General features: G+C 43.5%; 22 protein-coding genes. 19 read left to right on the top strand and 3 right to left on the bottom strand.

Annotated features, from left to right (window positions below; genetic code table 11):
- Window positions 1-40 precede the first annotated feature (40 nt).
- The gene (gene allB, locus M3191_RS12855; RefSeq protein ID WP_251700777.1) at window positions 41-1,399 is read left to right on the top strand and encodes an allantoinase AllB; all 1,359 of its coding nucleotides are present in this window, start codon (window positions 41-43) and stop codon (window positions 1,397-1,399) included.
- A 70-nt stretch (window positions 1,400-1,469) separates the two neighbouring features.
- Window positions 1,470-2,813, top strand: coding sequence for an allantoinase (locus tag M3191_RS12850; protein WP_251700776.1), 1,344 nt, complete (start codon window positions 1,470-1,472; stop codon window positions 2,811-2,813).
- Window positions 2,814-2,855: 42 nt separating this feature from the next.
- Here the strand turns inward: M3191_RS12850 and M3191_RS12845 are convergent, their stop codons facing one another.
- Window positions 2,856-4,493 (bottom strand): PucR family transcriptional regulator, encoded by a 1,638-nt coding sequence (locus M3191_RS12845; protein ID WP_251700775.1) that lies wholly within the window; start codon window positions 4,491-4,493, stop codon window positions 2,856-2,858.
- A gap of 203 nt (window positions 4,494-4,696) precedes the next feature.
- Between M3191_RS12845 and M3191_RS12840 the strand changes: the two genes are divergently transcribed.
- Together M3191_RS12840 and M3191_RS12835 are read left to right on the top strand one after the other, a co-directional pair.
- On the top strand, window positions 4,697-5,656 hold the full coding sequence (locus M3191_RS12840) for a DUF2877 domain-containing protein (protein WP_251700774.1): 960 nt from the start codon (window positions 4,697-4,699) through the stop codon (window positions 5,654-5,656).
- Window positions 5,653-7,017, top strand: coding sequence for a uracil/xanthine transporter (locus M3191_RS12835; protein WP_251700773.1), 1,365 nt, complete (start codon window positions 5,653-5,655; stop codon window positions 7,015-7,017). Before M3191_RS12840 ends, M3191_RS12835 begins: the two co-directional genes overlap by 4 nt.
- 51 nt (window positions 7,018-7,068) lie before the next feature.
- On the opposite strand, the gene M3191_RS12830 is transcribed toward M3191_RS12835, so the two are convergent.
- Window positions 7,069-7,941, bottom strand: coding sequence for an alpha/beta hydrolase (locus M3191_RS12830; protein WP_251700772.1), 873 nt, complete (start codon window positions 7,939-7,941; stop codon window positions 7,069-7,071).
- Between the two features lie 108 nt (window positions 7,942-8,049).
- Here M3191_RS12830 and M3191_RS12825 point away from each other — a divergent pair, with 108 nt between their 5' ends.
- The 13 genes from M3191_RS12825 (at window position 8,050) to M3191_RS12765 (ending at window position 23,250) form a co-directional block, all read left to right on the top strand.
- Window positions 8,050-9,705 carry a PucR family transcriptional regulator gene (locus tag M3191_RS12825; RefSeq protein WP_251700771.1) on the top strand — a complete coding sequence of 552 codons (1,656 nt, stop codon included), beginning with the start codon at window positions 8,050-8,052 and terminating at the stop codon, window positions 9,703-9,705.
- A 257-nt stretch (window positions 9,706-9,962) separates the two neighbouring features.
- On the top strand, window positions 9,963-11,210 hold the full coding sequence (gene allC, locus M3191_RS12820) for an allantoate deiminase (RefSeq protein WP_251700824.1): 1,248 nt from the start codon (window positions 9,963-9,965) through the stop codon (window positions 11,208-11,210).
- 55 nt (window positions 11,211-11,265) lie between these two features.
- On the top strand, window positions 11,266-12,033 hold the full coding sequence (allE, locus tag M3191_RS12815) for a (S)-ureidoglycine aminohydrolase (protein WP_251696539.1): 768 nt from the start codon (window positions 11,266-11,268) through the stop codon (window positions 12,031-12,033).
- 24 nt (window positions 12,034-12,057) lie between these two features.
- Complete coding sequence (allD, locus tag M3191_RS12810; protein WP_251700770.1) at window positions 12,058-13,107, top strand: ureidoglycolate dehydrogenase; 1,050 nt, start codon at window positions 12,058-12,060, stop codon at window positions 13,105-13,107.
- Window positions 13,108-13,161: 54 nt separating this feature from the next.
- Window positions 13,162-14,211, top strand: coding sequence for an ureidoglycolate dehydrogenase (gene allD, locus M3191_RS12805; RefSeq protein WP_251700769.1), 1,050 nt, complete (start codon window positions 13,162-13,164; stop codon window positions 14,209-14,211).
- Window positions 14,212-14,303: 92 nt separating this feature from the next.
- On the top strand, window positions 14,304-16,052 hold the full coding sequence (gene fdrA, locus M3191_RS12800) for an acyl-CoA synthetase FdrA (protein ID WP_251700768.1): 1,749 nt from the start codon (window positions 14,304-14,306) through the stop codon (window positions 16,050-16,052).
- A gap of 60 nt (window positions 16,053-16,112) precedes the next feature.
- Entirely contained in the window at window positions 16,113-17,387 is a 1,275-nt protein-coding gene (locus M3191_RS12795) for a DUF1116 domain-containing protein (protein WP_251700767.1), read from the top strand.
- A gap of 138 nt (window positions 17,388-17,525) precedes the next feature.
- Window positions 17,526-18,464 carry a carbamate kinase gene (gene arcC / locus M3191_RS12790; RefSeq protein WP_251700766.1) on the top strand — a complete coding sequence of 313 codons (939 nt, stop codon included), beginning with the start codon at window positions 17,526-17,528 and terminating at the stop codon, window positions 18,462-18,464.
- Between the two features lie 90 nt (window positions 18,465-18,554).
- A complete protein-coding gene (locus M3191_RS12785; RefSeq protein WP_251700765.1) occupies window positions 18,555-19,001 on the top strand; it encodes a YueI family protein in 447 nt (148 codons plus the stop codon).
- Between the two features lie 261 nt (window positions 19,002-19,262).
- Complete coding sequence (locus tag M3191_RS12780) at window positions 19,263-20,195, top strand: DMT family transporter (protein WP_251700764.1); 933 nt, start codon at window positions 19,263-19,265, stop codon at window positions 20,193-20,195.
- A 178-nt stretch (window positions 20,196-20,373) separates the two neighbouring features.
- Window positions 20,374-21,036 (top strand): ribonuclease H family protein, encoded by a 663-nt coding sequence (locus tag M3191_RS12775; protein ID WP_251700763.1) that lies wholly within the window; start codon window positions 20,374-20,376, stop codon window positions 21,034-21,036.
- A 281-nt stretch (window positions 21,037-21,317) separates the two neighbouring features.
- Window positions 21,318-22,373, top strand: a complete 1,056-nt coding sequence (locus M3191_RS12770) for an LLM class flavin-dependent oxidoreductase (RefSeq protein WP_251700762.1) — start codon at window positions 21,318-21,320, stop codon at window positions 22,371-22,373.
- 31 nt (window positions 22,374-22,404) lie between these two features.
- Entirely contained in the window at window positions 22,405-23,250 is an 846-nt protein-coding gene (locus M3191_RS12765; RefSeq protein ID WP_251700761.1) for an MBL fold metallo-hydrolase, read from the top strand.
- Window positions 23,251-23,427: 177 nt separating this feature from the next.
- On the opposite strand, the gene M3191_RS12760 is transcribed toward M3191_RS12765, so the two are convergent.
- The gene (locus tag M3191_RS12760) at window positions 23,428-23,757 is read right to left on the bottom strand and encodes a DUF3889 domain-containing protein (RefSeq protein WP_251700760.1); all 330 of its coding nucleotides are present in this window, start codon (window positions 23,755-23,757) and stop codon (window positions 23,428-23,430) included.
- A gap of 113 nt (window positions 23,758-23,870) precedes the next feature.
- On the opposite strand from M3191_RS12760, the gene M3191_RS12755 reads away from it, so the two are divergent.
- Both M3191_RS12755 and M3191_RS12750 read left to right on the top strand, forming a co-directional pair.
- Window positions 23,871-24,437, top strand: a complete 567-nt coding sequence (locus M3191_RS12755) for an AAA family ATPase (protein ID WP_251700759.1) — start codon at window positions 23,871-23,873, stop codon at window positions 24,435-24,437.
- 105 nt (window positions 24,438-24,542) lie between these two features.
- Window positions 24,543-25,472, top strand: a complete 930-nt coding sequence (locus tag M3191_RS12750; protein WP_251700758.1) for a polysaccharide deacetylase family protein — start codon at window positions 24,543-24,545, stop codon at window positions 25,470-25,472.
- Window positions 25,473-25,615 lie beyond the last annotated feature (143 nt).

Below are 25,615 nucleotides of genomic sequence, written 5' to 3'. Positions count from 1 at the left end.
TGGGCAAAAAAATCATTGATAACTGAGAGGGGAAATTCAAATGGCTTTCGATTTAGTTATTAAAGGCGGAAAAGTAGTTTTACGTGATGGTGTTTATAACGTTGACTTAGGGATCAAAGATGAAAAGATTTCATGCATCGCCGAGAATATTTCGGATGATGCAAAGGAAGTTATTGACGCGGCCGGCCAATATGTCATGCCTGGAATGATTGACACGCATGTACACATCAGTGAACCTGGACGTGCAGAGTGGGAAGGATTCGAAACAGGATCGAAATCACTGGCTGCAGGAGGCACAACAAGCTACGTAGAAATGCCGCTGAATGCATTGCCGGCAACAACGAACAAAGCAGCGTTGGATCTTAAATTGGAAGCGGCTGTTGACCAGAACTACGTCGACTACGCATTTTACGGTGGACTCGTCCCTGGAAACGTGGATAAGCTGAAGGAAATGTCGGACGCTGGCGTTCTTGCATTTAAATGCTTCTTATCCGATATTACAAGTGATATTCCGGATGATTTCGTAAATGTGGATGACTACACTTTGTATAAAGGCATGCAAAAACTGGCTGAATTGGATCAAATCCTTTGCATCCACGCAGAAAACGGGTCTGTACCATCAGGCCTTGCTAAGGAATTTGAAAGGGAAGGCAAAAACTCCGGAGTCGAATATGCGGAATCCCGTCCGATCTTCACAGAAGTGGAAGCGGTTCAACGTGCGATTCTATTCGCTAAAGAAACTGGATGTAAATTGCACCTAGTTCATATCAGCACTTCAGAGGCAATCCAAGTGATCTTGAAAGCGCGTGAAGAAGGCGTCGATGTAACGGTTGAATCTTGCCCTCACTATTTCGCATTCACTGCCGACCAAGTCGATGAAGTCGGTCCGAAAGCAAAATGTCAGCCTCCAATTAGAAAAGCGGAAGACCAAGCAAGACTATGGGACGAGCTTCTAGCTGGCAATATCGACTGGCTGACGTCCGACCACTCGCCTTGTACGGAGGACTTGAAGCAAGGAACGATTTGGGAAGCATGGGGCGGAATTAGCGGCGCGCAAAACAACGTCGACCTTATGTTTGACTTGGCTGTGAAGCAGCGCGGACTTCCGGTTCATGAGTTCGTTAAATTGATTTCAACAAACCCGTCTGAGCGTTTCAACATTACGCATAAAGGTGAAATTGCAGTTTCCAAAGACGCAGACATCATTTTAGTCGACCCAAACCAATCGTACACAGTGAAAAGGGAAGACCTTTACTACAAAAACAAACATAGTGCATACGAAGGCAGAAAAATCGACTGCCGCGTGACTAAAACAATCGTTCGCGGACATGTCGTATTCGACCTGGAAGAAGGCATTGTCGGAGAACCTGTCGGCAAGTTGATTGCTGCTACTAACTAATTCATTCATACCTTTGCCGTTGTCCGATCCGGCAATGGCAAAGGTAAATTTTTGTTTGGAGGAATGAAAGATGACTACATACGATTTGATTATTAAAAACGGTACGATTGTTACAGCTGAATCCGTTATCCAAGGGGATATTGCTGTTAAAGACGGTAAGATCCAAGAAGTTGGCCAAGCGCTGCAAGGCACGGCTGTACGAGTGATCGATGCAGAAGGGCAACACGTTTTACCAGGCTTGATCGATACGCATGTCCACTTCAATGAGCCGGGCAGAACGGAATGGGAAGGACTTGCTACAGGTAGCCGAAGCTTAGCTGCCGGCGGAGCGACTTCTTTCTTCGATATGCCGTTGAACAGCACTCCACCGACGATCAATAAAGAAAATCTCGACTTGAAAAAGGCATGTGCCGAAGAGAAATCTGTCGTCAATCCTTATTTCTGGGGCGGTCTAGTTCCTGAGAATATTGCTGACCTGAAAGAGCTTCACGAAAACGGGGTAATTGGCTTCAAAGCATTCATGTCCCCAAGCGGAATTGTTGACTTCAATCATGTCGACGATGAAACGATCTTCAAAGGGATGAAAGAGATCGCTTCCTTTGGATCGCTTCTTGCGGTTCACGCTGAAAGCACTGTCATCTGTGATCAGCTTGCTGAAGAAAAGCAAAAACAAGGGAAAACGACTGCAAGAGATTTCGTAGAATCACGCCCGATCATTTCGGAAATTGAAGCTGTCAGAAGAATTATCTCTTATGCAGAAGCTACTGGCTGTAAATTGCATGTTGTCCATGCGAGCAGCAGAAAAGTAGTTGAGATCATTACTGAAGCTAAACAGCGTGGCGTTGATATTACGGTCGAAACGTGCCCACATTATTTAGCTCTAAATATACAAGACTTTGAAGAAAAAGGCGGATTGGCAAAATGCTGCCCTCCACTACGCGATGAGAACGAAGTCGAAGATCTATGGGCTGCTGTAGCGAATGGGGAAATTAACGTCATCGCATCTGACCATTCTCCAGCTCCAGCGTCTATGAAAACAATTACAGATAACTATTTCGAAGGTTGGGGCGGAATTTCAGGTGCTCAATCAACGCTCAACATCATGTTGACGGAAGGATATTTCAAACGCAACCTTCCATTGGAGAAAATTGTTGAATTGACTGCAACAAACCCTGCTAAACTATTCGGCCTTACGAATAAAGGTGCACTCGAAGCTGGCTATGATGCGGATATCGCGATTGTTGACTTGAACGAAAGCTTTGAACTGAAGAATGAAGACCTCTTCTACCGTCACCAGCACTCACCATACGTTGGCATGACATTCAAAGGAAAAGTCAAAACGACTATCGTCAATGGAGAAGTTGTCTTTGAGAACGATGAAATCGTCTCTGATAAAACAACTGTTGTTCAATAAAAACACAAAAACCAAAGCCCATTCAAACCGGGCTTTGGTTTTTTATTCTGCTTCTTTTAAAAGAGATCCGATCATCAGTGCTACTCGGATGCGCAATGAGTGGGCTGGGTCGCGGAAAGAGCAATTCAGCAACTCTTCGGCTTTCTCGATACGGTATTTCACTGTATTTCGATGGATGTACAAGCGGCGAGACGTTTCCGAAATCTCACATTGCGAATCCAAATAGACTTGAATCGTTTTGACCAATTCCAGATCTTCTTTAGTCTTAGGATGGGCAAGGGACTTCAGTGTGTTTTCATACAGTGCCTTTAAATCTTTTTCGGGAATTGTGTTTAATAAATCTTCAAGCTCTTTCATTTTGTAGAAATTGATGAACCCAAGCATATTCATATCATATCCGCTCATAATTGCTTCACAAGCTTCTGCATAAGCGGTTGTAATATCCTTAATGGACTGAACCGTATTGCTGACGCCGAAGGAGATCGAATAATCACCTTGTAAGTTTTCTTGACATTTCTCGACGAATTCGTTCACTTCTGATGGGTCAACTTCATCAGCGTATTGCAAGATCATGACAAAGTACTTTTCCTTCGTAAATAAAATGCCGTCCAGTTCGCTATGAACGATTTCATCTTCGAGCTGATCATAAATACTATTGTATAATTCTCCAGCCTTTTTCTCGTACAACTGTAGGTCTTCGTAATTCTGCCCTTTTTGGTCTACAGTACAAATAATGCAAATATTATTCAAATCCTCGTTCAAACCATAATAATTGGCGCGGCTCAAAATCTCTTCATCAGAATGAATCCGATTTTCAATCAAGTCGTCAAAGAAATTATTTTTGAGGAGCCTGGAGTTTTCTTCGATCGCCTGCTCCTTGATGATTGTAAACGTAATGACGTTGCCGGCCTGCTCAATCGCCATTTGCGAAGATGGGTAAGGCAAAGTCATTGAATCGACGATGACAAGCATGCTCGGATGCTGCCGTTTTGTTTGGACAGGAAAAGTGGAAACGGATTGATGCTCCCTTGAAGGAATCGTAAAGGTGCTTCCTTCCCGGGCAGATGCTAAGTCTTCTTTCACTTTTTCGATGATTTCCTTTTCGGCCAGCTTCATGGAATCCATCCGGAAATCATGACTATGCGCAATTTTTTCTCCCCTATGGTTCAGGAGGAGGGTAGGGCGGGATAGAAAATGCCCCAATTGCTCGATGAGCGCAGTTAAGCTATAGCCTTTAATCATCATATCGGAAAACTCTTTTTGGACATGCAACGCATAATAAAGCTGTTCCGATTCAGCATCGTTCAAATAATTCAAGATGTGTCGGGATACTTCACCTAATGTATGCTTCGTAGGCAAATCAATGATTGGAAACGCCAGATCATCGGCGAGCAGCTTGACTTCACGGGGCAATTCTTTGAAGAATCGATTGATTTTAATGGCAAGACCTGAACAGTTCAACTCATACATCTGTTTAATTAATTCGCAGAATTTCTCAGGGTCGTCCTTGAATGCATATCCGGTCGTGAGCAGAAGATGATTCTCCGCCAAGAAATTGATGATGTCCGGCGTGTCGGATATATTTACAAATTGCACATTTCTTGTAAGGCCGCGATGGCCCGCAAGCACAATGCTTTCTTTCATGCCTTCCAATATAAATAGATCGTTTACTGTTTTCATAAGCATAACCTCTTTTATAGAATTCCCACTAGAATTTTTGAGCAGTTTGCACATACGTACCACCCTTTATTGTACGTTAAAAGTGGACAAAAATCAAGCTTGGTTTTGTTCATAATAGACAATGAAATTTTTGGCGCATACATGTAGACTATAATAGATACAGGCAAAAATAATGGAATGCTATACGCTTCGGGGGTGAGGAATTGTTTGGCTCGATAAATGTAAACTCAAATCGTAATAGAGATGCGTTTGTTTTGAAGGCGATCGCGGCGAGTGATGAAGTTTCCCATATCTTGAAGGCAAACCCGAACGGACATGTCCATAGTGTATTTTCGACTAGTTTCAATTTAGCCTTCGGTGGGCATCTTGTCCATGTTGGCGCATTGGGGAATGGCATCGCGCCATTCGGAATTGGGTTGGAACAAACGGGTGCGCATTTGCTAACCACGTTGCTTGCTGTCGATTTGGAAGTTGTGTGGGATAAGGAATCAATGTCAGTACTTTTCCCGAAAGGTATCAGCCTCTCGTTAAATGAAGCAAAATGGACAAACCATACAGTACAGTCTTCCACTTACGATCTCACTTCTCTCGAGGACAACTTCAAGTTTTTGGCAAATCGGCTTCTTCAAGACGACTGGAATACTGGTCTGGCCGAAACGTCGGATGAGAAAAAACGGATCATCCACTATATCGTCGACCCCTCTTCTTCCATAGAAGGAATCGCCGTCCTGGATAAATTGAATGACTTGAAAAATCTTGTCTGGCATCATGAGTTGGACGAGAAAAAAGTCTTCGACTATTGGATTGGCAGGGGACTTGGACTTACACCGAGCGGAGATGACGTCATTACCGGGATTTGTGCGGTTCTTTCGGCGCTGGAAGGGACAGACCAAACGTTTCTGCGAAAGTTGAAACCCTATTTAATTGAATATGGCCAAAAACGGACGACTTATGTCGCTTTGGAATATCTTCTCTATGCAACTGATAACAAATTCCATTCCCATCTCCAACAGTTATGTTATGTTTTAGATAAACCGCGTGGAACAGAATTTCTGAAGGCTGTTGAAGAGATGAAGGAAATCGGCCATACGTCAGGTGCAGACACAGTACTAGGCATGTTGCTCGGCATGAAAGCTGCCGTTATTCATAAAAAAGAAAGGTGATTGTTATCAAGGAGTTAGTAAAATCAAGTAACTGGATTTCGGGCTTACAGTGGCTCTTTTTTATTTTCACGAATATCGTTGTCATTCCCATTACTGTCGGGGCGGCTTTTGATCTTCCGCCGGAGACAATTGTCAATATGCTTCAGCTATCCTTTATTGTCACTGGACTAGCGTGTATTATCCAAGCGTTCTTTGGGCATAAACGGGCCATCATGGAAGGGCAATCCGGTCTATGGTGGGGTGTCATTCTAACGCTTTGTACGACAGCTGCGGCTCAAGGGATGCCATTGCATATTCTGGGAGGCAGTTTGACAGTCGGTATTATCATTGTTTCGATCATGACTTTCTTGATCGGTGTAACAGGGCTCGGACCTCAGATAGCCAAGTTATTCACTCCTGCAGTGATGGGTGTATTCATGTTCCTGTTCGGTTGTCAATTGATCGGGATCTTTTTAAAGGGGATGCTCGGTATTCCTTTTGGCAACCAGGCTGTTAACCCACAGATCAATTTATCCGTTTCACTATTAGCGATTGTCATTGCGACTTTGATCATCGTCATCAGCGTGAAGGCGCCGTCAAGTATTAGGCGATATGGGTTGCTGATCGGAATTATCGTCGGATGGATTGTTTATGCGCTTATTTTCAAGCCGGAAAGCACAATTAGCGGAACGACAAAGTTCACTCTCGAATTATTCCCATTAGGGAAGCCGGCATGGGATGTCGGGATTATCATTACGACTATTTTAGCGGGCTTATTGAACACAGCGAATACATTCGGTGCGTTAAAAGGAACGGAAAGCATGTATGAGGTGGAAACGACAAAGTCGGAATACAGGGCTTCATTCACCATTACTGGTGTCTTCACACTTATTGCAGGTATTTTCGGCCTCGTTCCAAACTCACCATTCGTTTCTTCTATTGGTTTCTTAAGCCAAACAGGGATCATTAAAAGGCTTCCGTTTGTTCTTGGTGGATTCATGTTCTTAGTCATGGGACTTATTCCTCCGCTCGGCCACTTTTTCTCACAGCTTCCGTTAAGTATCGGTAGTGCTGCATTATTTGTTTCGTATTTGCTTCTGTTAAATTCTTCATTGAATTTCTTTAAGCAAGTTGAATTCAATACTGTCAACGTTTATCGTTCAGCAATTCCGTTGTTTGTAGGAGTTGTTATCATGACGCTTCCAGCAACGTACTTTGTTACGATACCAGGCGTGATCCGACCGCTGCTTAGCAGTGGGTTGCTAGTGGGAATCATATTAGCCCTTCTGCTGGAGAATCTCTTCAAATGGGATACGTATGGTGTGGAAGGTAAGACGGAACAGAAGGATAAAGTGGATTCACTTCCGGTTAAATCAAAATAATAACTATGAATAAGGAAAAGGGCGCGAGAGTATACTCTCGGCCCTTTTGGCTTACTTCAGTTGATTGTGTAAGAAAGTGATCACTTCGTCAAATGCATTTTGTACAATCGGGCTTTGCAAGTCTTCGTCAAACTGATGCTTTCCATCCGGAATGGTGATCAGTTTATGATCAACGCCGTTTTTTTGCAAGCCTTCAGCCATCAGAACGGATTGCTCATATGGGACATCCTCGTCTTTCGTTCCGTGGAGGAGCAGGGTAGGCGGGTAGTGCGAATGGATATTGAATAGTGGACAGTACTTGGAAAGCTCGTCTTTTGCTAAGACAGGTATTAGTCCGCTTAATTCTTCGATCCAAACGCCATGCTGTCTCGCATGCATATAGATTGCGTACCGCTTTTCAATCGGACCGACCGAAATGATTTCGTCCGACACGAGCATTTTGGCCAGTTCCCGAGGCACAGTTGTCATCGCTGAATAGTGGGGGCTCGGCTTCACTGCCCAATCGCCGGTAATATCGCCATACCCATAGAAAGAAACGATGGCTTTCGGCTTGTTCCGGAATGTTCCCGTTAAAAGTGCAAGATATCCGCCCGCTGAACTTCCAATGACGGCGATATTCATCGGATCATAGTCGAACTGCTTGATCCCTTCTTGTTCGATCCAGTTCAGGGCGTCTGCGATATCCTCTTGAATCGCGGGCAACTTCGACTCTGGGGCTAGCCGATAATCGATTGAAAAGATGTTGTAACCTGCTTGGTGATAAAACTCAATCTGTTCTTTCTTCATATCTTCACGGGATCCCCATAGAAGTCCGCCGCCGTGTATATAGACAATCACTGGGCGGAAGGTTTCTGCAGCGGGGTAAAAGTCCGCTTTCAACTCGAAGTCATCCTTCTGTTTATAAATGACTGTTGTTTTTGACATGACGTCACGCTCTTTCCTTCGTTAGATATGCTTTCGTTAGTATTGTATAATAAGAAGAATAATATTTCGAGATAAGGACTCTAGAATACATGGAAAGGGGTGCGGCAAATGGAGTTTAGAGTAAAGGATTTATTGGCAATCGAACCGATGAAGGATGCTGAAATTTTAAGCGGCGGTACGTTTATTCAAAACGTGGTTGAAGGCGTAACGATCATGGAAGGACCTGATATTGCGAATTGGATCAAGGGCGGCGAAGTGATTTTAACAAGCCTCTATTCGATCCGGGATTTCAGTGTTCAAGAACAAAAGGCTTTTATCGCCAAATTAGCTGAAAAGAGCGTGAGTGCTCTCGTCATCAAGAAGCACAGTGAAGATATTTCCGATCAATTGCTCGAAGCCGGTGAAAAGAACAGAATGCCGATCATCCAGCTTCCGCAAGAAGTCCCCTTTGTAGATGTCATGTATCCGATCATGGGGGAGCTTTTCAATAATCAAGTCACGAAACTACGGTACTTTAAGGAGATCCATGATCGATTTACAGCTTTATCTCTCGCTGATAAAGGCCTTGAGAAAATCATTCATACACTTGAAAAGTTGATTGGGAACCCGGTTGCACTTTTCGATCGGAATTTCAGATGTATCGTATCGACATACCCTGAACTTGAACAATTTGAAATGGTCGAGAAAGTACATTTTTACGAACAGACTTCAGGCATTAAATTTCCTCACTATCGACAAATTGTGAAATATCCTGAACTGGATAATGTGAAAGGACATCAAATTGTTGTTCCGATAGAAGCGCTGAACCATAACAAAATGTATTTATTGATTGGTGAAATTAATAAATCGCTTGGAGAATTGGATTTAATTGCTGTCGAAAACGCAGCGACTTCCTTATCCTTGGAATTAGTGAAGCAATTTGCCGTTGCGGAAGTGGAGAAGAAGTATAAAAACGATCTCATTGAGGAATTGATCAGCGGGAAAATCCAATCGATTCAAGCAGTGTATGAAAAGGCGAATGTCATCGGTTGGGACTTCACTGGTGCATTTGCTGCGGTGTTATTTAAAATTAATCGCCAGTCGGAAGGCGCTTTGAAACAAAAAGGAGACCTCGCTGACCGAGCGCATTTCCTTGTGAATGAAGCGATTCATCATTACTTGCCGAACGGTATCATTTCAAACAAAAGCAATCTCTTCATTGTTCTTTGGAAAGTTGAGAAGGTAAGTAAAAATGATACTGCATGGATGGAAGACATAAAGAAAACGGCGCTGACAATTCAAGCAGTCATTCAAAAACAAGCTAAAGACATCGATGTCCAAGTGGGAATTGGAAGTGCAGTAGGAGATATTGCCGAAATTCCGCAAAGCTATCGGGAAGCACATGATGCACTGGATTTGGGCGAAACGTTAAACGGTCTGGCATCAATTACAGCGTTTTCGGAACTTGGGATTTTTCGGCTGCTGCGTCATATCGAGGATTCATCGGCTCTGCTGCAGTTCATCCCGAAATCCCTTAAGGAGTTGCTTGATTACCAACAGGCGAATCAATCCGATTTGCTGGAAACATTACAAACTTTTTTGGAGTGCAATCAAAACGCGGCCCAAACTGCAAAACTTCTCTTTGTTCACTATAAGACCGTTGTCTATCGTTTGGAAAGGGTCAGAGAGATTACGGGGATGGACTTTGATGACCCCGAAGAAATGCTGTCTGTACGGGTTGGACTTAAAATTCACGAACTACTTCAACGTGAAAACGCAGAATAGGTACAGAGGCAGCCATTCGCGCTGTCTCTTTTTTATTTTGTTATCCACTTTAGATAAATAATAGATAAAACTTTATCAACTCACGCTAAAGACTATTTAGTTTAGAACGCTTACAATTAAAAGTGGAGCTAAAAAGTCAGTCGTTTATGAAAGACGATTCATTGCATACTATCCGTATGATTACAAACAATAATTGCGTTCTACAATAGTAATAAGCATACATAACGCGGAAAAGGGTGGTGAAATAGGTGAACGATATGAAAGACATTATACAAAAGCTTGATTTGGCGGAAGAAACAGCCGGCAGACTTGATTGGCTCGGCGATTTCGGCAAAGATTCCGAGGGCGGTGTTTCTCGTTTACTCTATACAAAAGAGTGGGTTGAAGGTCAACACGCTTTGAAAGACTGGATAGAAAACGAAGGACTTGAAGCTCGCTTTGATGAAATCGGAAATCTGTACGGTACATTAAAAGGGAAGAACACAAACGAAACGGTTTTGACAGGCTCCCATGTAGATACAGTGACAAACGGTGGACGCTATGACGGTGCATATGGCATCATCGCCGGCATCATTGCGTTGAAATACTTGAAAAAGCATTTCGGCCAACCAGTCAGAAACATTGAAGTCGTTTCAATGGCTGAAGAGGAAGGAAGCCGTTTCCCATACTCGTTCTGGGGATCCAAAAACATTGTCGGTTTAGCCAAACGAGAAGACGTTGAAACAATTACGGATTTCGATGGCGTCCCATTTGTTGAAGCAATGAAGAATGCAGGTTTCAACTTTACAGAAGAATCGAAAGGTCCGCGGAAGGATCTGACAGCATTCGTGGAAGTTCACGTAGAACAAGGCAGCGTTTTGGAAACCGAGAAAACGGCTATTGGTGTAGTGAATAACATTGTTGGACAAAGACGGTATACGGTTGAGATAACGGGTGAAGCTAATCATGCCGGAACAACGCCGATGGGGTATCGGAAAGATGCCATGTTTGCGGCTAGCCATATGATTCATGAAATTATTTCAATGGCTAGAAAAATCGGAGACCCATTGGTGACGACTGTTGGAAAGATTGAAGCTTATCCGAACATCGTAAACGTCGTTCCAGGAAAGACAATTTTCACGATCGATGTTCGTCATACTGAAAAAGAAGCGATCGTGTCATTTACAGAACAAATGACGGCTAGGATGCAAGAAATCTCCAAAGAGCATGAAGTTGAAATGGACATTGATCTTTGGATGGATGAAGATCCAGTTCCAATGGATCAAAAAGTTGTTGAGCTCATTGAAAAACAATGTAAAGAAAATGGCCTCAATTATAAAGTGATGCACAGCGGTGCGGGTCACGATTCCCAAATCTTTGCTCCTGTTGTGCCGACAGCTATGCTGTTTGTTCCGAGTCTGAAAGGAATCAGCCATAACCCGGCTGAATATACAGAGCCCGCTGATTTGGCGGAAGGTGTTAAAGCGCTGATCGGTGCTCTATATGAGTTGGGCTATAAAGAATAACTTTTTGAATCGGGTGTATGCCCGGAAATATAAACAAACAGAGGAGAATGTAACGATGGGTTATCCACAAGATATACTTTCAAGCAGGTCAATTATTAAACCAGGACAATATGCGCTAATCGCTCCAGAAGGATTAGTGAATAACGTCATTCCTGGATTTGAAAATTGCAGAATCTCCATTTTAGCTTCACCGAAACTGGGTGCGGGCTTTGTCGACTACATGGTTACAATGCATGAAGGCGGCAAGAACAGCGAAGGCTTCTGCGGTGAAGAAGACGTACAGAGCTTCGTTTATGTTATTAGCGGAAAAGTGAAAGCGAAAGCTGACGACCAAGAGTTCATTCTTGAAGAGAGCGGCTACCTATATTGCCCACCAGGCGTGAAAATGTACTTGGAAAACATGGAGTCCGGCGATTCCCGTTTATTCCTATACAAACAAAAACACATCCCATTAAAAGATGGACGCAAGCCATGGGTTGTTTCAGGTCATGCGAATGCTATCGAGTACATGAACTATGACGATATGCACAACGTTCACTTGAAGGATCTATTGCCGTTGGATCTTGAATTCGATATGAACTTCCATATCCTTTCATTCGATCCTGCAGCAAGCCATCCATTCGTAGAAACACATTATCAAGGACATGGCGCGTACTTGCTATCAGGTGAAGGCATGTACAACTTGGATAATGAATGGATTCCAGTTAAAAAAGGCGATTACATTTTCATGGCACCATATGTGCACCAAGCAGCTTATGCAGTCGGCAGAGAGCCTTTGACATATGTCTATTCCAAAGATTGTAATCGGGATGCATCACTATAATAATCCCAGTAAAGAGGTGTCAAGATGAGAGTAAGTAGAGATGACTTGAAAGGTCTAATTAAAACAAAGCTTGAAAAAGCTGGCCTTATTGAGGAACATGCTGATGTCGCGGCAGACGTGCTAACGTTTGCCGACGAGAGAGGCATTCACTCCCATGGCGCAATGCGCGTCGAATATTATGCTGAACGCATCGCCAAGGGTGGAATGAACACAAACCCGGACTTTAGATTTGAAAAAACAGGCCCGGCAACAGGTATATTCCACGGCGATGGCGGAAACGGCCATACAGCAGCGAAATTGGCTATGGACGAAGCAATTAAAATGGCCAAAGAAAGTGGAGTTGCCATCATTGGCGTTAGGGATATCTCTCATAGCGGAGCAATCTCCTACTTCACAAACCAAGCGGCTGATGCTGACCTGATCGGCTTCTCCGTTTGTCAATCAGACCCAATGGTTGTTCCGTTCGGCGGCGCTGAGCCTTACTACGGTACAAATCCGATTGCCTTCGCTGCGCCAAGCAGCAACGGAAAGATGATTACATTGGATATGGCAACAACTGTTCAGGCGTGGGGTAAAATTCTTCATGCACGTTCCAAGAACGAATCAATCCCTGACACGTGGGCGGTTGACAACAATGGGGAGCCAACTACAGATCCAATGAACGTCAATGCTTTACTACCAATCTCAGGTCCAAAAGGTTATGGCCTTGCAATGATGGTAGATGTTCTCTCAGGCATCCTTCTCGGACTTCCGTTCGGCAATAAAGTTTCGTCAATGTACGAAGATTTGGCGGAATACCGCAAGCTTGGGCAACTTCATATTGTCATCAATCCAGAATTCTTTACAGGTTTAGCATCTTTCAAAGATGACATTACCCAAACGATGGACGACCTGAATGGGATCAAACCGGCACCAGGCTTTTCAAAAGTCCTTTACCCGGGTCAAAACAATGATGTAGTCATTGAGGATTATAAGGAAAATGGAATTGAGATTGTCGATGACATTTATGAGTATCTAAAATCGGATGTCATCCATAATAATCAATATGACCATAAGAACCCATTCGCTGAATGATATCCATTCTTTAAATAGAGAGCATCGGTGTAAAACTTAATAGGGGTGAGCGGAATGAGAGTAAGTAGTGAGCAGTTGAACGAGTTGATTACAACGAAGTTGCATAAAGCAGGATTGACTGAGGATCATGCGCGCGGCGTTGCTGACGTGCTCGTTCACGCAGATGCCAGGGGAGTCCACTCCCATGGAGCTATGCGTGTAGAGTATTACGCAGAGCGAATTGCTAAAGGCGGACTGAATGCAAATCCTGATTTCGAATTTGAAAAGACGGGTCCTGTTACAGCCATTTTTGATGGTGATAACGGTGTAGGGCATGTCGCTGCTAAATTGGCAATGGACGAAGCAATTCAAATGGCAAAAGAAAACGGAGTTGCTGTTGTCGGCGTGAGAAGAATCGGTCATAGCGGCGCACTTTCCTATTTTGTTCAACAAGCTGCAAATGAGAATTTGATTGGCATTTCAGTTTGTCAATCAGATCCGATGGTCGTTCCTTTTGGCGGAGCAGAGCCTTATTACGGAACAAACCCGATCGCTTTTGCTGCACCAGGCAAAGACGGTAAGAATATTACATTTGATATGGCTACAACCGTTCAAGCTTGGGGGAAAATTCTCCATGCACGTTCAAAAAACGAATCCATTCCTGATACATGGGCAGTTGATAGTGAAGGACACCCGACTACTGATCCATTTAAAGTGAATGCATTGGTACCGATTGCGGGACCAAAAGGATACGGACTCATGATGATGGTGGACGTCTTATCCGGAATTCTGCTTGGACTTCCTTTTGGAAACAAAGTGTCCTCCATGTACCATGATCTCACCGAATATCGAAATCTTGGACAGCTTCACATTGTCATCAATCCGGAATTCTTTACAGGATTAGGCGCGTTCCAAGAAAGCATTGCGACAACGATGCAAGATCTCAATAACATTAAGCCTGCTCCTGGTTTCGATCATGTTTCCTACCCTGGACAAAGAAGTGCCGAAAGGGAGAAGCAGTACGAGGAAAATGGCATTGAAATTGTAGATCACATTTATGAATACTTAACTTCAGATGTTGTTCACAACAATGCGTTTGATAATAAAAGCCCTTTTGCTGAGTAAGACTTTTTAAAGATAAAGGGTGGTCAACTAAGTGGCCACCCCCTTTTCTGTGCGGATTTTACAAAAAAATAATTTAAGAGGTGCGTGAAAACATGCTTTATACGATCGTAAAACAGAATTCATACCAGGATTCAGTTAACCTAATGCTTCTCACGAATAAAATTTCAACAATGGAAGGCATTACTAAAGTTCAAATTATGATGGGAACACCTGCTAACAAGGATATCCTCAAAGCTGCGGATCTTTACACTGAAGAACTAGATAATGCCGCTTCAAATGATATGTGTATCGTTGTAGATACGGAACAGGAAGAGAAAATTGAAGAAGTACTCGAGGAAATCGATAACTATCTAAGCAACCAAGCAATTAGCGCTGGTAAAGAAGCTTTTGAAACGGTTAACTCTTGGGACAAAGCTGTGAATGCACTTCCTGATGCAAATATTGCTGTTATCTCTACACCAGGACAATACGCTGCTGAAGAAGCGGAAAAAGCGCTTGACAGAGATATGCACGTCATGATTTTCAGTGATAACGTAACGATTGAAGATGAGCGACGCATCAAAGAAAAGGCGCATGAAAAAGGTCTTCTCGTAATGGGTCCTGACGCTGGTACAGTCATCGTTTCCGGTGTTCCTCTTGCATTCGCAAACGTAGTTAAAACAGGGAAAATCGGAGTCATCGGAGCTTCCGGAACAGGAATCCAAGAAGTTACGACTGAAATCGATCGTCTAGGCGCTGGTGTAAGCCATGCAATTGGTACTGGCGGCCGCGACCTTGCTGACAAGATCGGTGCAATCACGATGCTTGATGGCCTGAAAGCATTGGCTCAGCATAACCAAACAGAAGTGATCACACTTATCTCTAAGCCACCTGCAAAAGAAGTCCGTGACGAAGTTGTCCAATTGTTGCACAGCATTTCAAAACCGGTTGTTGCAATCTTCCTTGGAGAAGAGCCGCATAACCATGAAGGAAATGTCTACTATGCAAACACACTAGAAGAGACAGCAGCACTTGCTGTAGATCTAGTAAAAGGCAACGAAATCAAATCAAATTACAATCACCTTGAAGACGAAGTACCTGCAGTTGACTTGAAACCTGAACAGAAAACAATAAAGGGTCTTTATTCCGGCGGTACGCTTGGATATGAAGCAGCTACGTTGATCAGCAGAGGCTTGAATCTTGGAGAAACTGACCATGACCAAGCGGGCTACCTTCTAAATGCTGACGGTTTTGAAATAATCGACCTTGGTGACGATATTTACACACAAGGAAAACCGCACCCAATGATCGACCCGGATACAAGAATCCAGTTCTTCCAAAAAGCAGCACAAGATGAATCAACAGCAGTCATCCTATTTGATGTTGTTCTTGGTTACGGTGCACATGAGGATATGGCAGGCGCTTTGCTTCCAGGTATCGAAAAGATCCAAAACGAAACAAAAGCAAATGGCAGAAACGTCTACTTCGTTGCAACTGTTTGTGGTACGGATCAAGATCCACAAGACATCGACGAGCAAAAAGCGAAACTTGAAAAAGCTGGCGTTATCATCCGTGAAAGCAATAACCAAGCAACTCTAACTGCTTTGGCGATGCTTGGCATTCAAGTTGAAGAAGGAACTAAAGAAATTGTTCCTGCTACAGTAGAGGCTGCAAATGTAGACTTTACAGTTTCAGAAGCAATCGAAAAACTAATGAACGAAAAGCCGAGCGTTGTTAACGTTGGTTTGAAGAGCTTCACTAATTCGGTTACAGCAAACGGCGGCAGAGTTGTTCAATATGACTGGCGTCCAGTTGCAGGCGGAAATCCAAGATTGCGCAAAATCTTGAGCCTCCTTAAGTAAGCCAGGGTTCAAAATTAGATAATCTTTTTTAGAAATATTGATTTTTCAGGAGGAAACCAAATGTACGGACAATTTAAAACGATTGATGAAGCAAACCGAGCGGTTATCGATAAAGTTGTATCAGGTGCACCATTTTTAACGGATGTAGTTCCAGCAAAATCTGTTATTGAAGAATTAAATGGAAAAGTATTACTTCATGCAGGACCACCTATTAAGTGGGAAAACATGACAAGCCCAATGCAAGGATCTTGTATCGGTGCTGCATTGTTTGAAGGCTGGGCAACGAACGCTGATGATGCTCGTGCTATGCTTGAAAACGGTGAAGTTGAATTCATTCCTTGTCACCATGTAAATGCAGTAGGTCCAATGGGTGGAATCACTTCTGGAAGCATGCCGGTTCTCGTTGCGGAAAACCGTGACGGCGGAAATCGCGCTTATTGCACAATGAACGAAGGAATCGGTGCAGTACTTCGTTTCGGTGCGTACTCAGAAGAAGTTATCAACCGCCTAAACTGGTTTAGAGATGTTCTTGGTCCAACTCTATCCAAAGCTCTTCATATTAAAGGTGACGGCCTAAACGTCAACGTAATGATGGCTAGAGCAATTACAATGGGTGACGAGTTCCACCAACGTAATATTGCCGGTTCACTAATTTTCTTGAAAGACATCGTTCCATTCATTCTACAAACTGATGTCGATGAAAAAGACAAACAAGATGTCATTCAATTCCTAGCTGACACAGATCAGTACTTCTTGAACATTGCAATGGCTTCAACAAAAGCGGTTATGGACTCAGCTAGACAAATCCAACATGGTACAGTTGTAACTGCAATGTGCCGTAACGGATATGAGTTCGGAATCCGTATCGCAGGCATGGGCGATCAATGGTTCACAGCACCGGTTAACACGCCGCAAGGTCTGTTCTTCACAGGATACGACCAAGACATGGCTTGTAAGGACATGGGTGACAGTGCAATCACTGAAACATTCGGTGTCGGCGGTATGGCAATGATCGCTGCTCCTGGTGTTACACGTTTCGTAGGTGCCGGCGGTATGGACGATGCTGTTAACACAAGTAACGATATGATGGATATTTGTATCGATCACAACCCGAACTTCTCAATTCCTACTTGGGACTTCAAAGGTTCTTGCCTAGGAATCGATGCACGTAAAGTAGTTGAAACAGGAATCGAGCCGGTTATCAACACGGGTATCGCTCACAAAGAAGCTGGCGTTGGCCAAATCGGTGCAGGTACTGTTCGTGCTCCATTGGCTGCCTTTGAAAAAGCAATCGATGCTTACGCAGTGAAGCTTGGCTTAATCGAAGCGGAATAATGATTTTATGTGGAGAGGAATGGTTGTAAGCTAGTTCCTCTCCTCTTTTCTGTGATAAAATGAAGGGGTTTCATTTTAACTCCTAACGGTTTGACTTGATCTGTAGTTTATTTTTTCTTAATCAAAGGAGAGTTATCGATGAGTAAAAAAGTTGTATTAGCTATCGGCGGAAACGCCATCATTAAAGAAGGCCAAAAAGGTACACTTGAAGAGCAAATCCAAAACATCAATGAAAGCTGTGAACCTGTTCTTGACTTGATCGAACAAGGAAATACAGTTGTCATCACTCACGGAAACGGCCCGCAAGTAGGTAATTCATTAATCAAAAACCAAATGGCGGAATCTGTTGTTCCAGCTTTCCCGCTTGATGTACTGGATGCTGAAACGCAAGGGAACTTAGGTTACTTGATTCAACAAGCGTTCAGAAACAAAATGGTAGAGCGTAATATCCAACGACCAGTTGCGACAATCGTTACACAATCGGTTGTTTCTCAAGACGATCCGGCTTTCGCTAACCCGACAAAACCGATCGGTCCATTCTACACACAAGAAGAGTTGGACAAAGTTCTTGAAACAGAAAAAATCGATTACATCGAGGACAGCGGACGTGGATACAGACGCGTTGTTGCTTCTCCAAAACCGGTTACAATTGTTGAGAAAGACGCTATCCAAGCTCTACTTGACAAAGAAATCATTGTCATCACAGCTGGCGGCGGCGGAATCCCTGTTGTCGAAGAAAACGGCATGCTGAAAGGTACAGACGCTGTTATCGATAAAGACTTCGCAAGTGCGCTATTAGCTGCAGAAATCAATGCTGATTACTTGTTCATCCTTACTGGCGTTGAGCAAGTAGCAATCAACTTCGGTACTCCACAACAAGAGAACCTATTCGAAATGACCGTTGAAGAAGCACTTCGCTATATGGATGAAGGCCACTTCCCGAAAGGAAGCATGGGTCCTAAAATCGAAGCAGCGATCATGTTCTTAGAAAAAGGCGGCAAAAACGTCGTTATCACTTCAATGGACAAACTTCAAGACGCACTTGAAGGCAAAACAGGAACGCGTGTAACTCTATAATAGAACCAAGAGACAGCTCTAGTAGCTGTCTTTTGTATATCATTAGAAAATATAATTGAGGATAAGGACATTAAAATAGGAGGTATTTCGATGTCTGGTAATATTGATGATTATCTTCAGGAAGGGATCTATGGCCCGAGAGTAACGAAACCAGACGAACGGCGGAAATTCCTCGGATCAATCCGTGAACGCATTGTCATTGCACTTACAAAAGAGCAGGTGAGGGAAAAGGGAGTATACAAACAAGTCGAAGAGGCCATCAAGGAAAATAGAGAGGCCCGTCTATACTTGAATGGCAATATTCACTATCGAGTGCTGTCAAAATACACCAAGATTGCTTCCAAATATGATGTATCTTACAGATATGTTACAAATCAAGAACATGAAACTGAAATAGGCCTAATCCTGGCATATGACCATGCTATCAATAAAGAGGAAATCTTTATAACCAGAGAAAATTCCTCTACGGAGCCACAAAAAAGCACTAAGAAAAGCCCTCTCTCCCTCCTCGCCAAACTATTTAAGCAGGACAATTAGAAATTGTGTCGGTGCCATTGTGTCGGTGCCTGTGCAAGGTGCATTTATGACAATTCAACTATTCGTATAAAAACTCATAAAGAAGCTGACTGATCATTGAATCTGTTGGTTTCTTTATTTTTTTTACTCAATTGTAGTGAATAGGCAGAATAGTTTGCTGCACAGGCACCCCAAATTTGGGAAGTATAATATTCTCAATGATAGACAAATTAAGAAGGAGTGGATTGTATATATGATGATTTTTGAGAAGAGGTAAAATTGATGAGAAAAAGTGCTAAAGGTATAGGCCTAGGGGCTACTTCCGCGATAGCGTGGGGAGTAGACACTGTAATAATTGGTATAATTATCGCGAGTACGCCTTTTAAAGAGTTCGTCATGCTAGCCCCAATAATTGCTGCTTTCATGCATGACTTTTTTTCTGCAATTTGGATTTCGTTGCTGATGATTGTTAAAGGGGAATTTATTAATGTCTTAAAGCTTTATAAAACGAAGAGTGGCGCTATTTTAGTGATGGGTGCATTGGCAGGCGGACCGTTGGCTATGAGTTTTTATTTTCTTGGGATTCAGTACGCCGGAGTAACGTACGCAGCAAGCATTGCATCAATATTTCCTGGCATAGGAGCAGTGCTTGCTTTCTTTTTTTTGAAGGAGAAAATGAACGGAAGAACATGGTCCGGCGTTGTATTGAGCATTATTGGCGTCATTATATTGGCATATGTGCCAACGAAGTTCGATACTGAGAGCACCTTTTTCATCGGGATATTGTTTTCATTAGGGGCAGCCATCTTTTGGGGGCTCGAAGGTGTGATCGGTGCTTGGGGAATGAGAGGAAAAGAAGTCGTGCCGCTGTATGCGATTAATATTCGGCAAATCACTTCAGCCCTTAGTTATGGAGTTATCCTTGTTCCATTGATGGGTGGCTATCCTCTAGTATTTGAAGCGGCAACATCAAGCATCGTATGGGTCATCGTCATCGCGGGACTTTTAGGAACTCTTAACTATTCCTTATACTACTCATCAATTGATTTAATTGGAGCAGCCAGGGGGCAATCACTTAACAATACGTATGTGTTTTGGGCAATCCTAACCGAAATTGTGTTTATCGGGACGGCAGTAAATTTACAATTTATCATAGGCGCGATCATCGTGATATTAGGATCCATCCTTGTATCAGGAAGCGTCAAGAGAAGTTGATTGTGTAGGTGCCTTTGCTAGATAAAAATTCGTAATGAAGCCAGCCGATAGGAGTAAATCGGTTGGTTTCTTGATTTTAAATCCCAAGTGTAATGTATACTCGGAACTGTATAGGTGCAAGGAGCGACTAAATTGGATATACATAAATACAGCAATTATTGCAATTGGAGGGGTAGCAATGAACGTCACAATTGAATGGACATATAAATCCCCCAAAGGAATGGAGACCGTCTTCCATTCCGAGGAAATGGATGCATCACAAGCAATTCTCATTGCGGAAGATTTGGAGAGGACGGGGCGCGCAAAAAGCATAAAGTTCATCGACCGTTTCGACAGCTCATGGACGGTTAAGGAAATGAAGGGCTATTTGAAAGGGATTGAAACGGAACCTCATAACATCACAGTTTATTTTGACGGGGGATTCGACCTGACAACGAGGGCTGCCGGTTTAGGCTGTGTCATCTACTATGATCAGAACGGGACGTCGTTTCGACTAAGGAGAAACGTAGCCATATCAGAGCTAATCTCTAATAACGAAGCCGAATATGCGGCACTTCATTTTGGCTTGCAAGAGTTGGAGCTGTTGAACGTTCATGATCTCTCCGTACGGTTCATCGGTGATTCCCGTGTCGTCATCAACCATTTGAGTGAGGAGTGGCCGGTCGTCGAGAACAATTTATTCAGTTGGGCTGATCGAATCGAGGCGAAAATGAAAGAGCTTGGAATTCGACCGGAATATGAGTTGGTATCGCGAAAAAAGAATGCCGAGGCTGACCGGCTAGCTACACAAGCGTTGAATGGCATTGAAGTTTCGGCAACAATCGAAAGGGCAAAGGAATAAAAAAAGTTCCCGGTATGGGAACAAAAGCAATTCTTAATGGGCTATGTTAACTGCATTTTTTGCAATTCTTGCATTGGGATTTGTCTGCACCACATTTTTTGCATTTGGCCACTCAATCACTCCTTTGCAAGCATATTTTTAAATTTTATTCAGTTACAACTAAGGTTATGCACGAATATAGCTTGGACTATGAAATTAAGAGCCAATGCCTTGAAACAGCCGATACATCAAAGTTGTTATACAATAAATAAAGGCTATTGTTCAACGAGGAGGCAGTAATAATGGAAATCGGTATAACAACATTCGTGGAAACGACGCCTGATGTAGAAACGGGTCAAGTCGTAAGCCATGCGGAACGGATCCGTGAAGTCGTGGAAGAAATCGTATTGGCGGATAAAGTCGGGTTGGATGTATTCGGGGTAGGGGAACATCATCGCGAAGATTTTGCATGCTCGTCGCCTGCCGTTCTGCTTGCTGCAGCGGCCGCAAAGACAAGCCGGATTAAACTGACGAGTGCAGTCTCTGTTTTGTCTTCAGACGACCCGGTACGGCTCTACCAACAGTTTGCAACAGTTGATGCGATATCAAATGGACGCGCTGAAATAATGGCGGGTAGGGGATCCTTCATCGAATCGTTTCCTCTCTTTGGCTACGACCTTCAGGATTATAATGAATTATTTGATGAGAAGCTGGAATTATTATTGAAACTCAATGAATCCGAAAAGGTTATTTGGAACGGCAAGCATCGTCCATCCATTCCAAATTTAGGCGTGTATCCACGACCTGAACAAGACCGTTTGCCAATTTGGATTGCGAGCGGAGGAACGCCGCAGTCCGCCGTGCGTGCCGGTGTCCTTGGACTGCCATTAGTTCTAGCGATTATTGGAGGCAGTCCTCTGCAGTTTGCACCGATTGTGAAGTTATATAAACGAGCTGCGCAGCAGGCTGGACATGACGTATCGAAGCTGAAGATTGCATCCCATTCCCATGGGTTTGTAGGAGAGACAACAGCCGAAGCAAAGGATAAATTCTTCCCGCCAACAGCTCAAGTGATGAATATATTAGGGAAAGAACGCGGGTGGGGACCTTACACACGTGATACATTTGAGGCCGCAAGCAGCTTGGAAGGGGCCATGTACGTAGGAGACGCGGAAGCAGTCGCGGAGAAAATAATTTTCCTACGTAAGAATGTCGGAGTTGAACGTTTCATGCTCCACGTTCCTGTCGGTTCCATGCCGCATGAAGACGTCATGAGGGCAATCGAGCTGCTAGGAACGGAAGTGGCTCCAATTGTCAGAGCTGAAATTGGACGATGGGAAAAAGAAAACACGCAATAACAGATTTAGATAGGAAGTAAGGAGAAGAAAAATGCAAAAACTAACGAAAGTATCCGATCGACTTTATTATTTACCGCCTGTTCAAGTAACGGACCGCCCGATACTAGGGGCGATTGTCGGGGAAGAAAAGACAGTGCTCATCGACTCCGGAAATTCCTCACAGCATGCCAAGCTGTTTTTACAACAGCTCGAGGAAATTGGAGTCAGGGCGGATCTGCTCATCCTCACCCATTGGCATTGGGACCATGTCTTTGGCATGCGTGAGATCGCAGTACCGAGTATTTCCTGTAAGGAAACCTACGCAAATATCCGAGAAATGCAGTCCCTATCCTGGGAAGACAAAGACTTGGATCAACGGGTAGAGGAGGGGACGGAAATCCCGTTTTGTGCGGACGCAATCAAAGAGGAATTCGGTTCTGAGCGGGATATCCAAGTTCAGCTTCCTACGATTGTCTTCGAAAATCGAATGACAATATATGTGGGTGGGGTGACTTGTGAAATTGAACACATCGGCGGCGACCATTCAAGCGATTCCTGCATTGTATTCATTCCGGAAGAAAAGGCACTGTTTTTAGGGGACTGCCTCTATGCGAATCTGTACGCTGAAAAGTGGAATTATACAGTGGGAAAGATACTTAAGCTTGTTCAGCAATTAGAGAAGTACGATGCGGATATTTACTTCCTCTCCCATCATCCAGCGCCTCTACCGAAAGAAGAATTCAACTCGTTTCTGCAACTGCTGAAAAATTCAGCCCTGCTCACCCAAAAGCATGATGGGAACGAAGAAGCCATCCGCCAAGAAATGGCCAGCACACTGCAACGAGAATTGAACGAAGAAGAAATCGAAACAATCGGCTACTTCGTCAACGGCTGGTGAATTGTGTGAGAATTGTGTGGGTGCCTGTGCAAGGTGCATTTATGACTATTTAATATTATGGATAAAAATACACCTTAATTAGATATAAACACTTATAGCTCAATGTTTCCATTGTCAGTTTATTCAATTGTGGTTAATAAACTGATTAGTGTGCTGCACAGGCACCGCTTTTAACTTTTACCTGTCGGTTTCCTGGAAATCGATTTTGATGATGTTATCGGTTTTTGTGGTGAATGTGATATGGATAATAACGCCGAATTCGTGCTGGTCGTCTTTTAACCATAACTTGAACTTTTCAATGGTTGTATCGTCTTTTGTTTCGCTCCCGATATGCAAGTAGTCGACAATATTTGCGTCGGGGTATTTTTGTTTAGTCTCTTTGACTGCCAGTGCTCCCCATTTGGCGTATGCGGGTGTTTGTTCGTGCTGCTGCGTAGGGATAGTTATATCTGCTACCGATGCATGAACTGACATGATTAATCCAAGCGTTACAAGTAAATATTTCATGAAGTTTCAACTCCTTTTTCGGCTAGTGCTGTTAGGATGAGTCATTTGCTTGGATTCATTCTGTTCGTGCTCAAATAACTGATTTGCAGATTGTAAGAATAGGAGATGTGGCAATGAAAAGGCTAATCATACTTACTGTCGGCAAGACACATAGCGGAAAAACTACATTTGCGAAGGCTTTGGAACAAAAGCTAACTAACTCCATTGTGGTGGATCAAGATAACCATGGGGCATTTATTAATACATACTACAAGTCCTTACAACCGAAGACAGGACCGAATACGCTGAAGCACGCAATCTCCCGGCTAATTGTTGATTATGCGAAAGAGCATAGCGACTGCCATCTCATTATTTGCAATTCAAATCGAAGCCGGAAAGGTCGCGCATATTTGCTTGAACAGTTCTTTCCTGAAAATGAATTCCATCGGGTCCTCGTCCACTTGGATCTGCCGGATGCTGTACTTCAATCGCGCATTGCGAACAGTCAACGTGATACGGATATCTTCAGAAGCGCGTCCAATTTCGAAGAAGTCCTCGTTCGGCAAAACGCCGATTCGCTTAAGGAAGACGTCGTAGATCCAGTTGAGGGAGAAGCAGATCAGTTATTCGTAATTAAAAACAGTGGTGAAGTTGAGGATGTTATCCAGCGCATTGTTAGGATGGCAAAACATAACCGCTAGTCACTGGCCAAGTATAGTTCCTTTGCGAACGGGAATCGTAAGGCCACTATATCCAAATGGAGGACTGGCAATGATAAACGATAACTGGCCTGGGAAATTGACATCATGAAGTATTTATTGCTTGTCGGCGCATTCATCTTAGCAGCGGGAACTTTCGAGATTCCAAGCAACGCTATGTTTCAAAACTCAATGATGAAAACCGTTGTGAAAAATGAAGCACTTCATCAAGAGATCAAATCTTACAGTGAGCAGCATGAAATCAAACCGATCGATGCGAAGGTGGATAGGGTCTGGAAGGCGATGCCGGGATATAATGGGTTGATTGTAGACGTCGACGCCAGTTATGACAAGATGAAGACAACAGGGAAGTTCGACGAGACAAAGCTCGTTTTTAAAGAAGTGCCTCCTGCTGTTCATTTGGATGACTTAGATCCTCAGCCGATCTTCAGGGGGAATCCTGAAAAGCCGATGGTATCCCTTCTGATCAATGTGGCGTGGGGTGATGAATATATCCCGCCCATCCTCAAAATCCTGAAAGATCAAAAAGTAAAGGCAACTTTTTTCTTTGACGGCAGTTGGACGAAGAAGAATCCCGATTTGGCATTAATGATATATAATGAAGGTCATGAAATCGGCAACCATGCGTATAGTCATCCCGATCTCCAAAAGCGCTCCAGGACTGAGACGATGGAAGAAATCTCAAAGACAAATGATGTCATCGAGCAAACAATCGGCTTCAAGCCGAAATGGTTTGGACCGCCTAGCGGAAGCTTCAATCAACAAACGATTGATGTCGCACATGAACTTAATATGAAAACGATATTATGGACGGTCGACACGGTAGATTGGAAAAAACCTGAACCCTCTGAAATGGTGCAGCGCGTCGTATCAAAAGTGGAGAACGGCTCAATGATCCTGATGCATCCAACCGACCCTGTCGCTAAAGGGCTAGGGGCAATGATAACTGATATTAAAGCAAAAGGGCTTCGACTCGGAACAGTGAGCGACCTAATGAGCGAAAAACGAATTGATTAAAAAAAGCCCGGCATCTGATGAAACATCATCAAATGCCGGGCTTTCGTTCATTAATTCATATCAGAAAATACGAATTTGGGACCGTTCCAGAAACGGCAGAAAAATGGTAAACTAGATAAGTTCTATTTTTATGAAGGAAGTGT

Source organism: Sporosarcina luteola (assembly GCF_023715535.1).
Lineage (GTDB): Bacteria > Bacillota > Bacilli > Bacillales_A > Planococcaceae > Sporosarcina > Sporosarcina luteola_B.
The sequence above is the reverse complement of the archived record's forward strand: the minus strand, read 5'-3'. Positions and strand labels throughout refer to the sequence as shown.